Raw genomic sequence first — 13,514 nt, forward strand, 5'->3', positions numbered from 1 at the left:
CGCCAATGGAAAAAATCAGTTCTCTGATTAATTACCTCATCGGGATCGTCCTGATGTGGTTTGGACGTCACACACCGCAGGATATCGCCTTTATGGTTGGCTCTGGCGTCGCCGTTTTGACCATGTGCACTAACGTTGCGACGTTTTTTATCAACTGGCACTACCGTCGCAAAACTTACGAGCTACAGCAGCGCAACTTACAGGGGCTTAACTTTGAGCCAGACCGCTAAACGTTGCGCCGTGGCGGCCGTACTGGCCCTGGCCGCGTTGCTACCGCAAATCAACATGCTGAAAACCTCTGAAGCCGGCCTGAAGCTGATTGCCGATGCAGAAGGCTGCCGCACCTCGCCCTATCAGTGCAGCGCCGGCGTCTGGACCAACGGCATTGGTCACACGCAAGGTGTTACCCCGACCAGCGTGGTGAACGAGCGCCAGGCCGCAGTAAACCTGGTTTACGACGTGATGCGCGTTGAACGCGGGATCGACCAGTGCATGCCACGTGAAATGCCGTACCAGGTTTATGACGCGGTGGTGTCATTCGGTTTTAACGTTGGCGTGCACGCCGCCTGTCACTCAACGCTGGCGGGATTGATCAACAGCGGCCGCTGGCACGATGCCTGCCTGCAGCTTAAGCGCTGGGTATATGTCAAAGGCACCTACAACCCGGGCCTGGATAACCGTCGCCAGCGCGAAATGGCGTGGTGTTTAAAAGGAGCGGCATGATGCGACTGGTTGCACTGGCGATCGCCATTTTGCTTATTGCCCTGGGCTTAACCGGCTGGCGCCTTAGCGTGATGACTCATCAACGGGATGAGGCACTGCGCAGGGTGAGTACGCTGACGGCTGACGTCAGCAGCCGGGACAAGGCGCTGGCCCAACTCGATGCGGATATCCAGGCTAGCCGAAAACGTGAGGCGGCGCTGCGGCTGCTTCAGAACCAGGCCAGCGCGCAGGCGCTCCATCGTGAAACCATTATCAGAAGAGAAACCGATGCCAATCCCGCTTTACGTGCCTGGAGCGCTGCTGCTTTGCCTGCTGACGTTATCCGGCTGCACAGCCGTCCGGCCTTCAGCAATGCCCGAGATTATCTGGACTGGTTGTCCACGCGTGACAAGTTGCCCCATTCCGGAAAACAACCTGCAGACGCAGGGTGATTTGGCGGCGGATAACCGCCAGTTAGAGGCTGCGCTCGCATCGTGCGGGTTGCAGATTGAGATGATTAAAGCGTGCCAGGAGCAGCATGATGTTGAAAGCGACCCAACTACGCCAGGTGCTGATAAACAGCGTTCCGCTGCTTCAGCAAAATCCTGACAACCTGACGATAGCGATTCAGTCCGGAAACCTGGTTTCCACGCTGGCCAGCTCGCTGTCGTTTGAATACCACTTCCAGCTGGCCGTCACGATTACTGACTACGCAGAGGATATCGATCTGATCATGGTTCCCCTGCTGACATGGCTTCGGGAAAACCAGCCCGACATCATGGTTTCGGATGAGAAACGTCGCACCGGCTTTACCTTCACCCTTGAGGCAACCGGCGATGGGCGCAGTAAGGTGAATATCACTCTGCAACTGACCGAACGCGTCTGGGTTGAGCAGCAGAACGGCGCATTACACATCACGCATCTGCCAGAACCGGCTATGCCGGAAAATGTTGAGCGCCCCTGGCAGTTGTACATCAAAGGCAAGCTGGTCAGCGAATGGAAAACATAGCGATAACCCTTATCCGCTGACGCGCTGTTTAGCCATCCTTGGGTAGACGGCATTCGATTGCCGCTTTTCTCCTGCAACGAGAAACTAATGCCATGAACGAGCAAATATTAGAAATCAAGCGCTTGCTGCGCAACATGGTCCGCATTGGCACCGTTGCCGCCATCAATCTGGAGGCGGGAACCTGCCGGGTAAAAACCGGCGATAACACCACTGACTGGCTGCACTGGCTAAGTGCCCGGGCGGGAAGAACCCGTTCATGGAATGCGCCGTCGCCAGGCGAGCAGGTGCTGATCATAAGCCTGGGCGGTGAGCTGAACAGCGGCTTCGTGTTACCCGGCGTGTTCGCTGACGCCAGTCCGGCGCCCTCGGCCTCTGCCGATGCGCTGCACTACTCTTTTCCCGATGGTGCGGTCATTGAATACGAGCCTGCAACCGGCGCGCTGAAAGCCGAAGGGATTCAGACGGCGACGATCAAGGCGGCTGTCAAAATCCTGCTGGATACGCCAGAGGTGGAGTGCACCACGTTACTGAAAACCGCCACGCTGGAAGTGACCCAGGGCGGCACCATGAAGGGCGATGTGTCGCACAGCGGCGGCAGCTTCGCCTCCAACGGCAAAGTGCTGCATACGCACCAGCATCCGGGCGACAGCGGTGGCACCACAGGAGCACCATTATGACAACAGCACGCTACACCGGCATGAGCCGCGAAACAGGCGTAACCCTCGTTGAGCTGGAGCATATCCGCCAGTCCGTCCGTGACATTCTGACGACGCCGCTGGGATCGCGGGTGATGCGCCGTAACTACGGTTCACTGTTGTCGGCGCTAATTGACCAGCCGCAGAACGACAGGTTGCGCCTGCAAATCATGTCGGCCTGTTATATGGCGATCCTGCAGTGGGAGCCGCGCATCAGCCTGACTGCCATTAATTTTGAATCTGCGTTTGACGGCGGGATGGTGGTGGAAATCACCGGCAACCGTGCGGACACCGCGCAGGATTTTTCGTTAACCGTCCCTGTGAGTTGAATCATGCCTACTATCGACCTGAGCCAGCTGCCTGCGCCAAACGTGGTGGAAACGCTGGACTATGAAACGCTGCTTGCCGAACGCAAAGCCACCTTGATTTCGCTCTATCCTGCAGACGAGCAGGCATCGGTTGCCCGGGTTCTGGCGCTGGAGTCCGACCCGCTGGTGAAACTCCTGCAGGAGAACGCCTACCGGGAAGTCATTCTGCGTCAGCGCATCAACGAGGCGGCCAAGGCGGTGATGGTGGCCTGGGCCAATGGCAGCGATCTGGATCAACTGGGCGCCAACAACGGCGTGACGCGGCTGGTGCTGACGCCGGCGGATAATACCGTTACGCCCCCTGTTGAGGCGGTAATGGAGCGGGATGAAGACTTCCGCGCCCGCATTGCCGCCGCGTTTGAAGGGCTGAGTGTTGCGGGGCCGTCCGGTGCTTACGAATTTCATGCACGCAGCGCCGATGGCCGCGTAGCCGATGCCTCGGCTATCAGTCCCTCTCCCGCCAGCGTCACGATTACCGTGCTGTCCCGCGAAGGCAACGGTGCGGCGGGCAGCGACCTGCTGGCGATCGTGAATGCCGCGCTAAATGATGAAGATGTTCGTCCGGTTGCTGACCGGGTTACCGTCCAGTCGGCTCAGATTGTGGATTATCGCGTTGACGCCACGCTGTATTTGTATCCCGGTCCCGAGGCGGAGCCCATCCGTGCCGCATCCGAGGCGAAGCTCAAGGCATTTGTAAACACCCAGGCACGTTTAGGCCGCGATATTCGCAAGTCTGCGCTGTATGCCGCGCTACATGTAGAAGGTGTACAGCGCGTCGAACTGGCCCAGCCGGTGGCCGATGTGGTGCTGGATAAAACCCAGGCGGCGTTCTGCACCGGCTACCAGATCACGGTAGGAGGTTCCGATGAGTAAACGCCTGCTGCCAACGGGTTCATCAGCCCTGGAAGTTGCCGCGGCTGAAGCCTGCGCAGCGCTGGAATCCATTCCTGTTCCTTTGCGCCAGTTATGGAATTCGCAGACCTGTCCGGTGGAGCTACTGCCTTACCTGGCCTGGGCCTGGTCGGTGGATCGTTGGGATTCGGGCTGGAGCGAAAGCACGAAACGCAGCGTGGTTGCTGCATCGGAATATATCCATAAACACAAAGGGACGATTGGCTCTCTGCGTCGTGTGGTGGAGCCGATTGGCTACCTGATCCGTTTCACCGAATGGTGGCAAAACGATGGGGTTCCGGGCACCTTTCGCATCGATGTTGGCGTGCAGGAAGCCGGGATTGATGAGGCAATGTACAACGAGCTTGAGCGGTTAATTGCTGATGCAAAACCGGTTAGCCGACATTTGATTGGATTGTCTATCAATCTTGATTCAACGGGTTCTTTACCTGTGACTGTCGCCAGCTATAGCGGTGACGAATTAACCGTTTATCCCTTTATACCTTAATCAACACCGCAGGCGGTTCAGGTTACACCGTGCAGCGGTCCATCTTAATGATCTGACGGAAGTGAGAGCATGACAACGAAATATTTTGCCCTACTGACCAATCAGGGCGCGGCAAAGCTGGCCAATGCCGCAGCCCAAGGTACTCAACTGAAGATTACCGAAATGGCTTTGGGCGATGGTGGAGGCAGCCTGCCAACACCGGACCCCGCGCAGACCAAATTGATTAGCGAAAAGCGCCGTGCCGCACTGAATACGCTGAAAACAGATACCGCTAACAGCAACCATATTATTGCTGAACAGATTATTCCAGAGGACGAGGGTGGCTTCTGGATCCGCGAGATTGCCCTGTATGACGACGACGGCACGATGGTTGCCGTCGCGAACTGCGCGGAAACTTACAAGCCAAAGCTGCAGGAAGGCAGCGGTCGTACTCAGACCGTGCGCATGATTCTGATCGTAAATAGTCCCAGTTCCGTTACGCTAAAGATCGACCCTTCGGTTGTGTTAGCAACGCGTCAGTATGTCGATGACAAAGTTATCGAGGTGAAGGCCTATACGGATGACGTGATGAAAAAGCACGTCGATGCAGCCAATCCTCATGATCAGTACTTACTTAAAGAGCAGAATCTGGCTGATTTGCCAGATAAAGCATTAGCGAGGCAAAATCTTAAGTTAGGCACGGCAGCATTAAGCGATGTGCAAACATCCAAAGACGATGTTACTGCAGGACATGTGCTGGTTAATGGTGGTGCAATTGCAGTTCGCTCAATAGCAGCTAGCGCAGTAGATGGGTTTACCTATAAAGATGCGAATGACTTACCGGCGAATGCGGTCAGTTTTGTTTATGCCTCTGCTAAAAACTCCCCTGGCTTTGATGGATCTTTGCTGAGCTATGCCGGGCTTGGAGAGGATTACCATTTACAGATGTCCGCGAAATATCAGACAGGAAACCGTATTGCTTTCCGCGGGCGAAATGGCGACAACAAGGAGTGGAACGCCTGGTATGAATTTTATCATACAGGTAATAAGCCCACAGCCCGCGATATCAATGCTGTTCAAGCCGGTGGCGGTGATGCGATGGCCGCAGAGGGAATGAACAAAGTCATTTTGGGATGGGATAGCCAAAAACTTCTCGGCCAGATTGATGATTTTCCTTTAGGTGCGATGTTCTATGAAAAAAATCCGCCGACTCCAGCACAGGTGGGGGCCGTTCCGGCAGCTGGCGGGTCTGTAGCGTATCTTGATGGTGCGGAACATTACGCTACACAGAATGCCAACTGGCCTGCATCCGGTGCTTATGCTGACCAATATAAAGATCCGAGAGCGCCATTCGTTAAGCCATTTGGATATGCCGCGCCCAGAGGCAACAGCTACTACTCCCCCATCGTTAAAGGCCTCATACAAACTGAAGGGTTAGGGTATGGGACGTCAGTCAGTTTTGGTGCACTGACGTTGGGTGATGGCCATTTTGCTAATGGTTGTATCCACGTCATAGGTGATGATGGTACATCACAGGCGTGGTCGTTTGAGCCGCATACCGGCAATCTAAGATCTCCCGGTCAGGTCTACGCTGGCGCCGCATTTTTAAATACAGATGGCAATGTTTATGGTGCTGCGTGGGGCGGTTGGCTAAGTGATCAGCTAAACGCTGTCCGTAATACAGCTAATGATGCATGGAATAAAGCTAACGATGGCCAGGCTAACAGGGTTACCGATATACGCTTAACAGCAGAGCACCAGGTCGGAGCTAACGGCATCACGGATTATCGCAATGCGAATACCGTATTAACCGGTTTTACCAATGGTGATGCTGATTATTCCGCAGAAGGGCTTTTCTGGAGCTATATCCAGTATTACAGAAGTGGTCAATGGATAACGGTGGGACGCTCATAATGATGAATCTTAAAAACTTTAAACGTGGTGAACCCAAAACCGAGCAGCAGAAAGCGCTGGCACAGGGCGGTGCATGGTTTTTGTTCGATGAAGACGGTAATGAATGGTATGAAAGTCAGAAATTGTTTTCGCCAGACACTATCAAAATTGCGTATCGTGAAAAAGGGATTGTCGCGGCTATTGCGAACAATTTTACCGATGTATCCTCTTTATTTCCTGATGGGCTTAGCGTAACGGAGATTGAAAATACGGAGCAAAACCGTCTTGCCGATAATACCGGTGGTTGGGTGTTTGACGGTAAGGGCATTGTAGAGCGGATTTATACGGAGCAAGAGCTGACGGCTTTTGCAGAAGCTGAAAAAGCTAAGCGACTTGTCGCAGCATCTAAAGTCGTTGCGCCGCTTCAGGATGCCGCAGACTTAGAGATGGCCACTGATGAAGAAAAAGCCCGTTTACTTTCCTGGAAAAAATATCGGGTAATGCTTAACCGTGTGGATACAGCCAAACCCGACTGGCCTCAAGCACCAGAGTAGCATGCTGGAAATTTGAGAGCTGGTTGAGCAGGATGACATTCTTCGCTCTGCATCTACTACGCTGCGGCGATATCCTTCATCAGTCATTAACGGATGAATTTATCGCGCGGCGTATCACTTCATTACAATTAACGGTTTCACTCATCACTTCCCAGACCTTAAGTTTTGGCCCCAGCTGAGCCATTTGCAGTAACGTCAAATCCTGTTCTTTATTTCCCCTGTGCCCCTGTTCATACGCTTGGATATATCATGAAAAGCGAACCTCATAAAAACTTCTGTTAAAAAGAATCGTTGAGTCATTAAGTTTAATATTTACAATGGGTTATTTTTTTCGTGCGCTGTCTGGCGCTGAGAATCCTTCACAATAATTGCGATTAGTTCAAGTGCTGTTTAGTCATATGCCAGCAAACCGCAATCGCATGCATCCTTCCCACTGACCTGACACTCTGAGCACACCCACAACACGGAGTGCTACAGATGTCTGATTTTCATCACGGTGTCCGCGTCGTCGAAGTCAATGACGGTACACGCACCATTTCAACAGTTTCAACCGCCATTGTTGGCATGATCTGCACCGCAGAAGATGCTGATGCAACGGCATTTCCTCTTAACACACCTGTTCTGCTGACCAACGTGCAGGCAGCTATCGGTAAAGCCGGTACCAAAGGCACCTTAGCGGCCGCGCTGCAGGCGATTGCTGACCAAGCGAAGCCGGTAACCGTCGTGGTTCGCGTTGCAGAAGGCGCGAGCCAGGCTGAAACCACCTCTAACCTGATTGGCTCGACGGATGCGAACGGTAAATACACCGGCATGAAGGCGCTGCTCAGCGCGCAAACGCAGCTGGGTGTTAAACCGCGCATTCTTGGCGTGCCGGGTCTGGATTCGCTGGAAGTGGCGACAGCGCTGGCCAGCATTGCCCAGCAGCTGCGTGGCTTTGCCTACGTCTCTGCCTGGAACAGCAAAACCATTTCTGACGCCATGAAGTACCGCGAAAACTTCAGCCAGCGCGAGCTGATGGTGATCTGGCCAGATTTTATTGCCTGGAACACGGCAACCAATAAATCTGAAATGGCTTATGCCACCGCACGTGCGCTGGGCCTGCGCGCCAAAATTGACAACGACACCGGCTGGCATAAAACCCTGTCTAACGTGGGCGTCAATGGCGTGACGGGTATCTCTGCAGATGTTTTCTGGGATCTGCAACAGACCGGCACCGATGCCGATCTGCTGAACGAAAAATGTGTTACCACGCTGATTCGCAAGGACGGTTTCCGTTTCTGGGGCAACCGCACCTGCAGCGATGATCCACTTTTTGCCTTTGAAAACTACACCCGTTCAGCACAGGTGCTGGCCGATACCATGGCGGAAGCGCACATGTGGGCCAACGACAAACCGCTGACGCCAGTACTGGTACGCGAAATCATCGCCGGTATCAATGCCAAGTTCCGTGAGCTGGTCAGCGCCGGTTATCTGCTGGGCGCCAACTGCTGGTACGACGAAAGCGCCAACGATAAAGAGAGCCTGAAGGCGGGCAAACTGTTTATCGATTACGACTACACGCCGGTGCCGCCGCTGGAAGATCTGACCCTGCGTCAGCGCATCACCGATACCTATCTGGCGAACTTCGCCGCATCCGTAAACAGCTAAGGAGCCGGATAAATGGCACTGCCACGTAAACTCAAGGGGTTGAACCTCTTCAACGATTCAAACAGCTATCAGGGCATCGTCACCGCAGTTACGCTGCCGAAGCTGTCACGCAAGCTGGATACCTACCGCGCTGGCGGTATGAACGGTGCGGCATTCATTGATAACGGCCTGGACGATGCGGCACTCGATATGGAGTGGACGCTGGGCGGGATGGATGAACTGGTATTAAGCCAGTGGGGCGCGATGGCGAACGTACCGTTGCGTTTCACCGGTTCTTATCAGCGTGATGACACCGGCGAAGAAATCGCCGTGGAAATCGAAGTACGCGGTAAGCACCAGTCCTTTGACTTCGGTGAAGCAAAACAGGGCGAAAACACCGAAACCAAAATCACCAGTAAAAACACCTATTTCAAACTGACCTGGAATGGCAAAGAGCTGATTGAAATCGACACCGTCAACATGGTGGAGAAGGTCAACGGCGTCGATCGTCTGGAACAGCGCCGTAAAAACCTCGGCCTGGTGTAATAACAACGGCCGGCGCGTCCTGCGCTGGCCCCTCTTGATTGGGATGGAGAAAAAATGGAACAGCTTGATAAGCCAGAACTGAAAGAAAACCTGGTGGTGCTGGAAAGCCCGATTTCACGTGGCGATGTGGTGATCGCTCAGGTTGAGCTGATGAAACCGACCGCCGGCGCGCTGCGCGGTGTGCGGCTGGCTGACCTGGCCTCGTCCGATGTGGATGCCCTGTTGATGGTGCTGCCCCGCATCACCATGCCTTCGCTGACCAAAGCAGAGTGCAACGCACTGGACCCAGTTGACCTGATTGCCCTGGGCGGCAAGGTGATTGGTTTTTTGTCAGCGAAATCGGCCGCGTAAGCTGGCCCCGCGATCTGACGGTCAATGACCTGATGGCCGATATTGCCAGCGTTTTTCACTGGCCACCCTCAGAAATGTATCCCATGTCGCTGGAAGAGTTACTCGACTGGCGGCATAGAGTGATGATCCGCAGTGGAGTAACCTCAGATGAGTAACACGCTCAAGCTGCAAGTGCTGCTGGAAGCGGTTGATCGGGCTACGCGCCCGTTCAATGCCGTACGTAAAGAAACCGAAAAGCTGTCTGCGGATATTCAGGAAACGCAGGATCGCCTGGACGAGCTCAATGCTAAATCCGCGCAGATTGAAGGGTTCCGTGAAACCCGCAAAGAACTGACGCTGACCCAACAAAATCTTAAAAATACCCGGGCAGAAGCAGCGGCACTTGCCATTCAACTTAAAAACACTCAAAACCCTACCGCGGAACAAACCCAGGCGCTGGATAAGCTGCGTCAGTCGGCTAACGCGCTGCAGCAAAAAAACCTTCAACTGCGTCAGTCAGTACAGGATCAGCGCCAGTCCCTGAACGAGGCGGGAATTTCCACGCGCCGGTTGAGCAGCGAGCGCCAGAAGCTAAATCAACAAACAGAGCGCACGACATCCACCCTCAATGCGCAGGGTGAGTCCATGAATCTGCTAAATCAGCGTCAGGACAAGCTCAACCGCACCCGTGAACGTTACCGTGCGGGCATGGCGCTGGCAGATAACGTACAAAGCGCCAGTTCGAAAGCCAAAGACTTTGTCGAGAAGGGTCGCAAAGTTATCGATTACCTGTCACCCAGTGACGCGAAAGACGGCAAGGGACGCGTTGACGGGCAGGGCGCGGGCAATATCACAGAGCTCAATAAGGCGATGGCCAGTGTCGGCCCAGTGGCAAAACAGGCGGGACTGAGCGTTGGCCAGACTGCGGCCATGATGGGCGTGCTGGCGGAAAACGGTATAACGGGCAGCCAGGCAGGCGCCGGCGCCAGTGCGATGTTAACGCACGTTCAGGCGCCTGATGCCAGCGCAGACAGCGCGCTTAAAGCGTTGAATGTGCAAACCGCTGACGACCAGGGCAACAGTCAGCCCATTTTCGCGGTGCTCAGCCAGGTGCAGGCGGCGTTTGAGAAAAACAAGCTCGACGCTGCCCAGCAGGCCACTTATCTGCAGGCCATCTTTGGTCAACAGGGCGCCGCACCTGCTGCAGCATTGATGAAGGGTGCGGCCAGTGGCCGGCTGGATCAGCTGTCTCAGGCGCCCGCTGCCCAGCCGCCTGCAGCAGATGCCTCTGTGGATACCCACCTGCAAGCTATCAGTCAGGACGGCTTATCCGTCCAGTCCGTTCTGACCGGCGTCATGAATATCAATCCTCAACTTTCTGACAGCCTGCTGACGCTGGCGGCCGGTGGGCTGACCTTGGTGGATTCCCTGGCCAGCGTCGGGAACATTGCCTGGCCGGTCATTAGCGGGCTGAGCACCATCATGGCGGGTGTGGAGCTGCTTGGCGGTGCATTTGCCATCATCGGCGGCGCCATTACGGCCACGCTGGGAGCGATCACGCTGCCGGTGGTGGTGCTTGGTGCCGCTATCGCGGCGGGGGCCATGCTGGTTTATCAGTACTGGGAACCGATTAGCGCCTTTATCAGCGGCATCGCTCAGGGCTTCAGTGCGGCGATGGGGCCGATAAGCGACGCGTTCGCGCCGCTGAAGCCGGTATTTGAGTGGTTCAGCAATAAAGTGTCCGAGCTGGGGGCCTGGTTCTCAAAGCTGCTGGAACCGGTGAAGTTTTCTCAACAGGAACTGGCCTCGGCAGGTGAGATGGGACAGCGCTTCGGCAATATGCTGGCGACGGCACTCAAATTACCCGGTGAAGCCCTGAATCAGCTGCGAGGCGGCATTGACTGGGTGCTGGGCAAGCTTGGCATCATCGATGAGAAATCTGACAAGGTGAAAGACAAGCTGCCTCCGCCCAAAATGCGTGAGCAGGATGAAGAGGATGAGGATAACGCGGATGCCCGTCCGGCCGCATCGCGCGCCAGCCTGAACAGTACGCTCAATCAGCCTTTGCCCTCGGTTAACAATTCAAACGTGGATAACCGTCAGCACACGATCACCAACAATATCTATGCGACAGGTGAGCCTCAGGCGATTGGACAGGCCGTTGCGCAGTATTCCACTGCATCGCCGTGGTCCACGTCTGACCATAGCTATAACTCCATGTTTAGTCTGGATTAATTAACCATGATGATGATATTAGGCATGATGCCGTTTGTACGGCAAACCCTTCCCTTCGACAATTTACAGCATGACATTACCTATCGCTGGGCGAAAAACAGCCGCGTGGGGCGTCGTGAGTCGACCCAGTTTTTGGGCGGCGGCGACGATAAAATCAAGCTGTCTGGCGAACTCCGGCCTGAAATCACCGGCGGCAATGTCACACTGCTGGCGCTGAAGACTATGGCCGATGAAGGGCTGGCGTGGCCGCTGATTGGCGGCAATGGCATTATTTACGGCATGTTTGTTGTGACGGATTTCTCGGCCACGCATACGGAGTTCTACAGCGACGGCAGCGCGCGCAAGATAGGCTTTACCCTCAACCTGATGCGGGTAGACGATTCACTAACCAGTATGTTCGGGGACTTAAAAAGGCAGGCGGAAGAACTGCAAAACCGGGTCAGCGACGCAGCGCAACGGGTCGGCTCTGTCATCAACAGCGCCACTTCTGCGCTGAATGGAGGGCGCTGAGATGAGCGATATCGTCCCGATTCCAGTGCCCCTGCGCGTTGCGCCTACGCCGGACTTTACTATCAAAATTGAGACGAAGGATAAAACGGAAGATATTCGCCCACGGCTGATTTCTCTGAAGTTGACGGACAACCGCGGCCTGGAGGTCGATCAGCTGGACCTGGTGCTCGACGACAGTGACGGCCAGTTGGTCATGCCGCCCTTTGGCGCGAAAATAGTCTTAGAGATAGGCTGGAAGGGGCAGCCGCTTGCAGATAAAGGCTCCTACATCATTGATCAGGTCACCTACCAGGGCGCGCCGGACACGATAACGGTTGTCGCCCGAAGCGCCGATTTTAGCGGTTCGCTCGATGTTAAAATCACTGATTCATATCCAGACATGACGGTTGGCGAGGTTGTGGACAAAATCGCGAAACGTAACGGACTTACCTCCGACGTGCGGCCGGAGATAGCCAAAAAAAAGATTAAGCATATCGATCAGACGCAGGAAACGGACGGCACGTTCATTACCCGGCTGGCTATGCTGGTTGGCGCGGTGGCGGCAATAAAAGATAAGACGCTACTGTTCTTTCCCCCCGGGCAGGGCGTGACCGTGAGCGGAAAGCCGATTCCACTCCTGAATCTGAACCGACAGGATGGCGATAAGTATGAGTACAAATTGTTTAAGCGCGACGATTACAGTGGCGTTGAAGCAAAATGGTACGATCAGAAAAAGGCGCAGCAGAAAGGGATAACCGTCAACACGATACCGCCAGCAACACCGGCGGTGAACCCTGTCCATCCGGCGGCCAAAAATATCCCCACAATCGGGCAACAAGACCCGGGAAAAACCTATGTTTTTGGCAGCAATAAGAAGCTGTTCGTACTGAATACGCATTTCAGTAGCCAGGAGGAAGCAGAGGAGGCGGCTAAAGCGAAGTGGCAGGATCTGCAACGTAACCGGGCTACGTTGAAGATCCTACTGGCACTGGGCGCTGCAAAGCTGATTCCTGAAACGCCGGTCAAAGCCCAGGGCTTTAAATCGGTCATCGATAATCAAAAATGGCTGATTACCAATATCGTGCATACCATCGATAAAAGTGGATTTACCACCTTGTTGAACCTGGAGCTGATGGTTGAAAACGTGGATTACGTCTTAGTGGAAAAACAGGCGATTTAGATTAAGTCTAATTTAAGTTGCTTTTTGTTTAGTCTTTGGCTAATATTGTTGTATGCCAGAGAGGAGAACCACCATGATGCATTGCCCAAAATGTCAGACCGCCGCCCATACGAAAAGCAGTCGCTACGTTTCGAAAGAGACGAAAGAACGTTATCACCAGTGCCAGAACATTAACTGCAGTTGTACCTTTAAAACCCTGGAGAGCGTGTCCGGGATTATCGTCGAACCGGCGCAGATCAATACGGTGCCGATGATGGCAAAAGGCAGCAATAACCCCTCACCGCAGCTGCTGTAAGCCCAACCCGCGAAAGCGGGTTTTTTTATGGCTGCGGCCTGGATGGGATCGCAGGGAGATGAGGCTGAAGGCCAGCGAGCCGTTGACGTTTAAGGGGGCGACAGCGCCCTCTGGGAGTTCTGTTAATAACTGTACGGCGGGTAGGGCGCGCGGACCCTTGGGGACAGTGGCAATAACTGTACGGGAATGAAAAGATTCCAGGAGTGTCAGCACG

The 13,514-nt window shown here is 54.6% G+C and carries 18 protein-coding genes and 1 pseudogene; all 19 read left to right on the forward strand.

What is annotated here, in order from left to right:
• Positions 1-5: 5 nt before the first annotated feature.
• The 19 genes and pseudogenes from DFO57_RS10370 (at position 6) to DFO57_RS10455 (ending at position 13,300) form a co-directional block, all read left to right on the forward strand.
• Positions 6-230: an HP1 family phage holin gene (locus DFO57_RS10370; protein WP_014604962.1), complete on the forward strand. Its 225-nt coding sequence runs from the start codon at positions 6-8 to the stop codon at positions 228-230.
• Positions 214-723 (forward strand): lysozyme, encoded by a 510-nt coding sequence (locus DFO57_RS10375; RefSeq protein ID WP_024471098.1) that lies wholly within the window; start codon positions 214-216, stop codon positions 721-723. Before DFO57_RS10370 ends, DFO57_RS10375 begins: the two co-directional genes overlap by 17 nt.
• Positions 720-1,154, forward strand: a complete 435-nt coding sequence (gene lysB / locus DFO57_RS10380; protein ID WP_014604964.1) for an Rz-like lysis system protein LysB — start codon at positions 720-722, stop codon at positions 1,152-1,154. Before DFO57_RS10375 ends, lysB begins: the two co-directional genes overlap by 4 nt.
• Positions 1,036-1,311, forward strand: coding sequence for an Rz1-like lysis system protein LysC (gene lysC, locus DFO57_RS22860; RefSeq protein ID WP_227008744.1), 276 nt, complete (start codon positions 1,036-1,038; stop codon positions 1,309-1,311). Before lysB ends, lysC begins: the two co-directional genes overlap by 119 nt.
• Entirely contained in the window at positions 1,241-1,711 is a 471-nt protein-coding gene (locus DFO57_RS10385; RefSeq protein WP_014594656.1) for a phage tail protein, read from the forward strand. Before lysC ends, DFO57_RS10385 begins: the two co-directional genes overlap by 71 nt.
• Before the next feature lie 92 nt (positions 1,712-1,803).
• Positions 1,804-2,388 carry a phage baseplate assembly protein V gene (locus tag DFO57_RS10390; RefSeq protein WP_110015327.1) on the forward strand — a complete coding sequence of 195 codons (585 nt, stop codon included), beginning with the start codon at positions 1,804-1,806 and terminating at the stop codon, positions 2,386-2,388.
• A complete protein-coding gene (locus tag DFO57_RS10395; protein ID WP_013027278.1) occupies positions 2,385-2,735 on the forward strand; it encodes a GPW/gp25 family protein in 351 nt (116 codons plus the stop codon). Before DFO57_RS10390 ends, DFO57_RS10395 begins: the two co-directional genes overlap by 4 nt.
• Before the next feature lie 3 nt (positions 2,736-2,738).
• On the forward strand, positions 2,739-3,647 hold the full coding sequence (locus DFO57_RS10400) for a baseplate assembly protein (protein ID WP_013027277.1): 909 nt from the start codon (positions 2,739-2,741) through the stop codon (positions 3,645-3,647).
• Entirely contained in the window at positions 3,640-4,173 is a 534-nt protein-coding gene (locus DFO57_RS10405) for a phage tail protein I (protein WP_014604966.1), read from the forward strand. Before DFO57_RS10400 ends, DFO57_RS10405 begins: the two co-directional genes overlap by 8 nt.
• A 69-nt stretch (positions 4,174-4,242) precedes the next feature.
• Positions 4,243-4,860, forward strand: a pseudogene (locus DFO57_RS22865) (phage tail protein); the annotation flags it as partial.
• A gap of 1,205 nt (positions 4,861-6,065) precedes the next feature.
• A complete protein-coding gene (locus DFO57_RS10415) occupies positions 6,066-6,599 on the forward strand; it encodes a tail fiber assembly protein (RefSeq protein ID WP_110015382.1) in 534 nt (177 codons plus the stop codon).
• Positions 6,600-7,076: 477 nt separating this feature from the next.
• Entirely contained in the window at positions 7,077-8,246 is a 1,170-nt protein-coding gene (locus DFO57_RS10420; RefSeq protein WP_014594650.1) for a phage tail sheath protein, read from the forward strand.
• Positions 8,247-8,258: 12 nt separating this feature from the next.
• Entirely contained in the window at positions 8,259-8,771 is a 513-nt protein-coding gene (locus DFO57_RS10425) for a phage major tail tube protein (RefSeq protein WP_013027271.1), read from the forward strand.
• A 54-nt stretch (positions 8,772-8,825) separates the two neighbouring features.
• On the forward strand, positions 8,826-9,122 hold the full coding sequence (locus DFO57_RS10430; protein ID WP_110015329.1) for a phage tail assembly protein: 297 nt from the start codon (positions 8,826-8,828) through the stop codon (positions 9,120-9,122).
• A 32-nt stretch (positions 9,123-9,154) separates the two neighbouring features.
• On the forward strand, positions 9,155-9,277 hold the full coding sequence (locus tag DFO57_RS10435; protein WP_013027268.1) for a GpE family phage tail protein: 123 nt from the start codon (positions 9,155-9,157) through the stop codon (positions 9,275-9,277).
• Positions 9,270-11,336 carry a phage tail tape measure protein gene (locus DFO57_RS10440; RefSeq protein WP_110015330.1) on the forward strand — a complete coding sequence of 689 codons (2,067 nt, stop codon included), beginning with the start codon at positions 9,270-9,272 and terminating at the stop codon, positions 11,334-11,336. Before DFO57_RS10435 ends, DFO57_RS10440 begins: the two co-directional genes overlap by 8 nt.
• 6 nt (positions 11,337-11,342) lie before the next feature.
• The gene (locus tag DFO57_RS10445) at positions 11,343-11,846 is read left to right on the forward strand and encodes a phage tail protein (protein WP_013027266.1); all 504 of its coding nucleotides are present in this window, start codon (positions 11,343-11,345) and stop codon (positions 11,844-11,846) included.
• A 1-nt stretch (position 11,847) separates the two neighbouring features.
• The gene (locus DFO57_RS10450) at positions 11,848-13,005 is read left to right on the forward strand and encodes a contractile injection system protein, VgrG/Pvc8 family (protein WP_110015331.1); all 1,158 of its coding nucleotides are present in this window, start codon (positions 11,848-11,850) and stop codon (positions 13,003-13,005) included.
• Positions 13,006-13,078: 73 nt separating this feature from the next.
• The gene (locus DFO57_RS10455; RefSeq protein ID WP_014604972.1) at positions 13,079-13,300 is read left to right on the forward strand and encodes an ogr/Delta-like zinc finger family protein; all 222 of its coding nucleotides are present in this window, start codon (positions 13,079-13,081) and stop codon (positions 13,298-13,300) included.
• The last annotated feature ends 214 nt before the right edge of the window (positions 13,301-13,514 follow it).

The sequence above is a fragment of the Pantoea sp. AG702 genome, from assembly GCF_003182295.1.
Classification (GTDB): domain Bacteria; phylum Pseudomonadota; class Gammaproteobacteria; order Enterobacterales; family Enterobacteriaceae; genus Pantoea; species Pantoea ananatis.

Excerpts from the sequence above, each read along its gene's own strand:
- DFO57_RS10455 (WP_014604972.1), top strand. The coding sequence starts at position 13,079 with ATGATGCATTGCCCAAAATGTCAGACCGCCGCCCATACGAAAAGCAGT.
- DFO57_RS10370 (WP_014604962.1), top strand. The coding sequence starts at position 6 with ATGGAAAAAATCAGTTCTCTGATTAATTACCTCATCGGGATCGTCCTG.
- DFO57_RS10405 (WP_014604966.1), top strand. The coding sequence starts at position 3,640 with ATGAGTAAACGCCTGCTGCCAACGGGTTCATCAGCCCTGGAAGTTGCC.
- DFO57_RS10430 (WP_110015329.1), top strand. The coding sequence starts at position 8,826 with ATGGAACAGCTTGATAAGCCAGAACTGAAAGAAAACCTGGTGGTGCTG.
- DFO57_RS10440 (WP_110015330.1), top strand. The coding sequence starts at position 9,270 with ATGAGTAACACGCTCAAGCTGCAAGTGCTGCTGGAAGCGGTTGATCGG.
- DFO57_RS10395 (WP_013027278.1), top strand. The coding sequence starts at position 2,385 with ATGACAACAGCACGCTACACCGGCATGAGCCGCGAAACAGGCGTAACC.
- DFO57_RS10425 (WP_013027271.1), top strand. The coding sequence starts at position 8,259 with ATGGCACTGCCACGTAAACTCAAGGGGTTGAACCTCTTCAACGATTCA.
- DFO57_RS10385 (WP_014594656.1), top strand. The coding sequence starts at position 1,241 with ATGATGTTGAAAGCGACCCAACTACGCCAGGTGCTGATAAACAGCGTT.
- lysB (WP_014604964.1), top strand. The coding sequence starts at position 720 with ATGATGCGACTGGTTGCACTGGCGATCGCCATTTTGCTTATTGCCCTG.
- DFO57_RS10390 (WP_110015327.1), top strand. The coding sequence starts at position 1,804 with ATGAACGAGCAAATATTAGAAATCAAGCGCTTGCTGCGCAACATGGTC.
- DFO57_RS10400 (WP_013027277.1), top strand. The coding sequence starts at position 2,739 with ATGCCTACTATCGACCTGAGCCAGCTGCCTGCGCCAAACGTGGTGGAA.
- DFO57_RS10445 (WP_013027266.1), top strand. The coding sequence starts at position 11,343 with ATGATGATGATATTAGGCATGATGCCGTTTGTACGGCAAACCCTTCCC.
- DFO57_RS10435 (WP_013027268.1), top strand. The coding sequence starts at position 9,155 with ATGGCCGATATTGCCAGCGTTTTTCACTGGCCACCCTCAGAAATGTAT.
- DFO57_RS10450 (WP_110015331.1), top strand. The coding sequence starts at position 11,848 with ATGAGCGATATCGTCCCGATTCCAGTGCCCCTGCGCGTTGCGCCTACG.
- DFO57_RS10420 (WP_014594650.1), top strand. The coding sequence starts at position 7,077 with ATGTCTGATTTTCATCACGGTGTCCGCGTCGTCGAAGTCAATGACGGT.
- DFO57_RS10415 (WP_110015382.1), top strand. The coding sequence starts at position 6,066 with ATGATGAATCTTAAAAACTTTAAACGTGGTGAACCCAAAACCGAGCAG.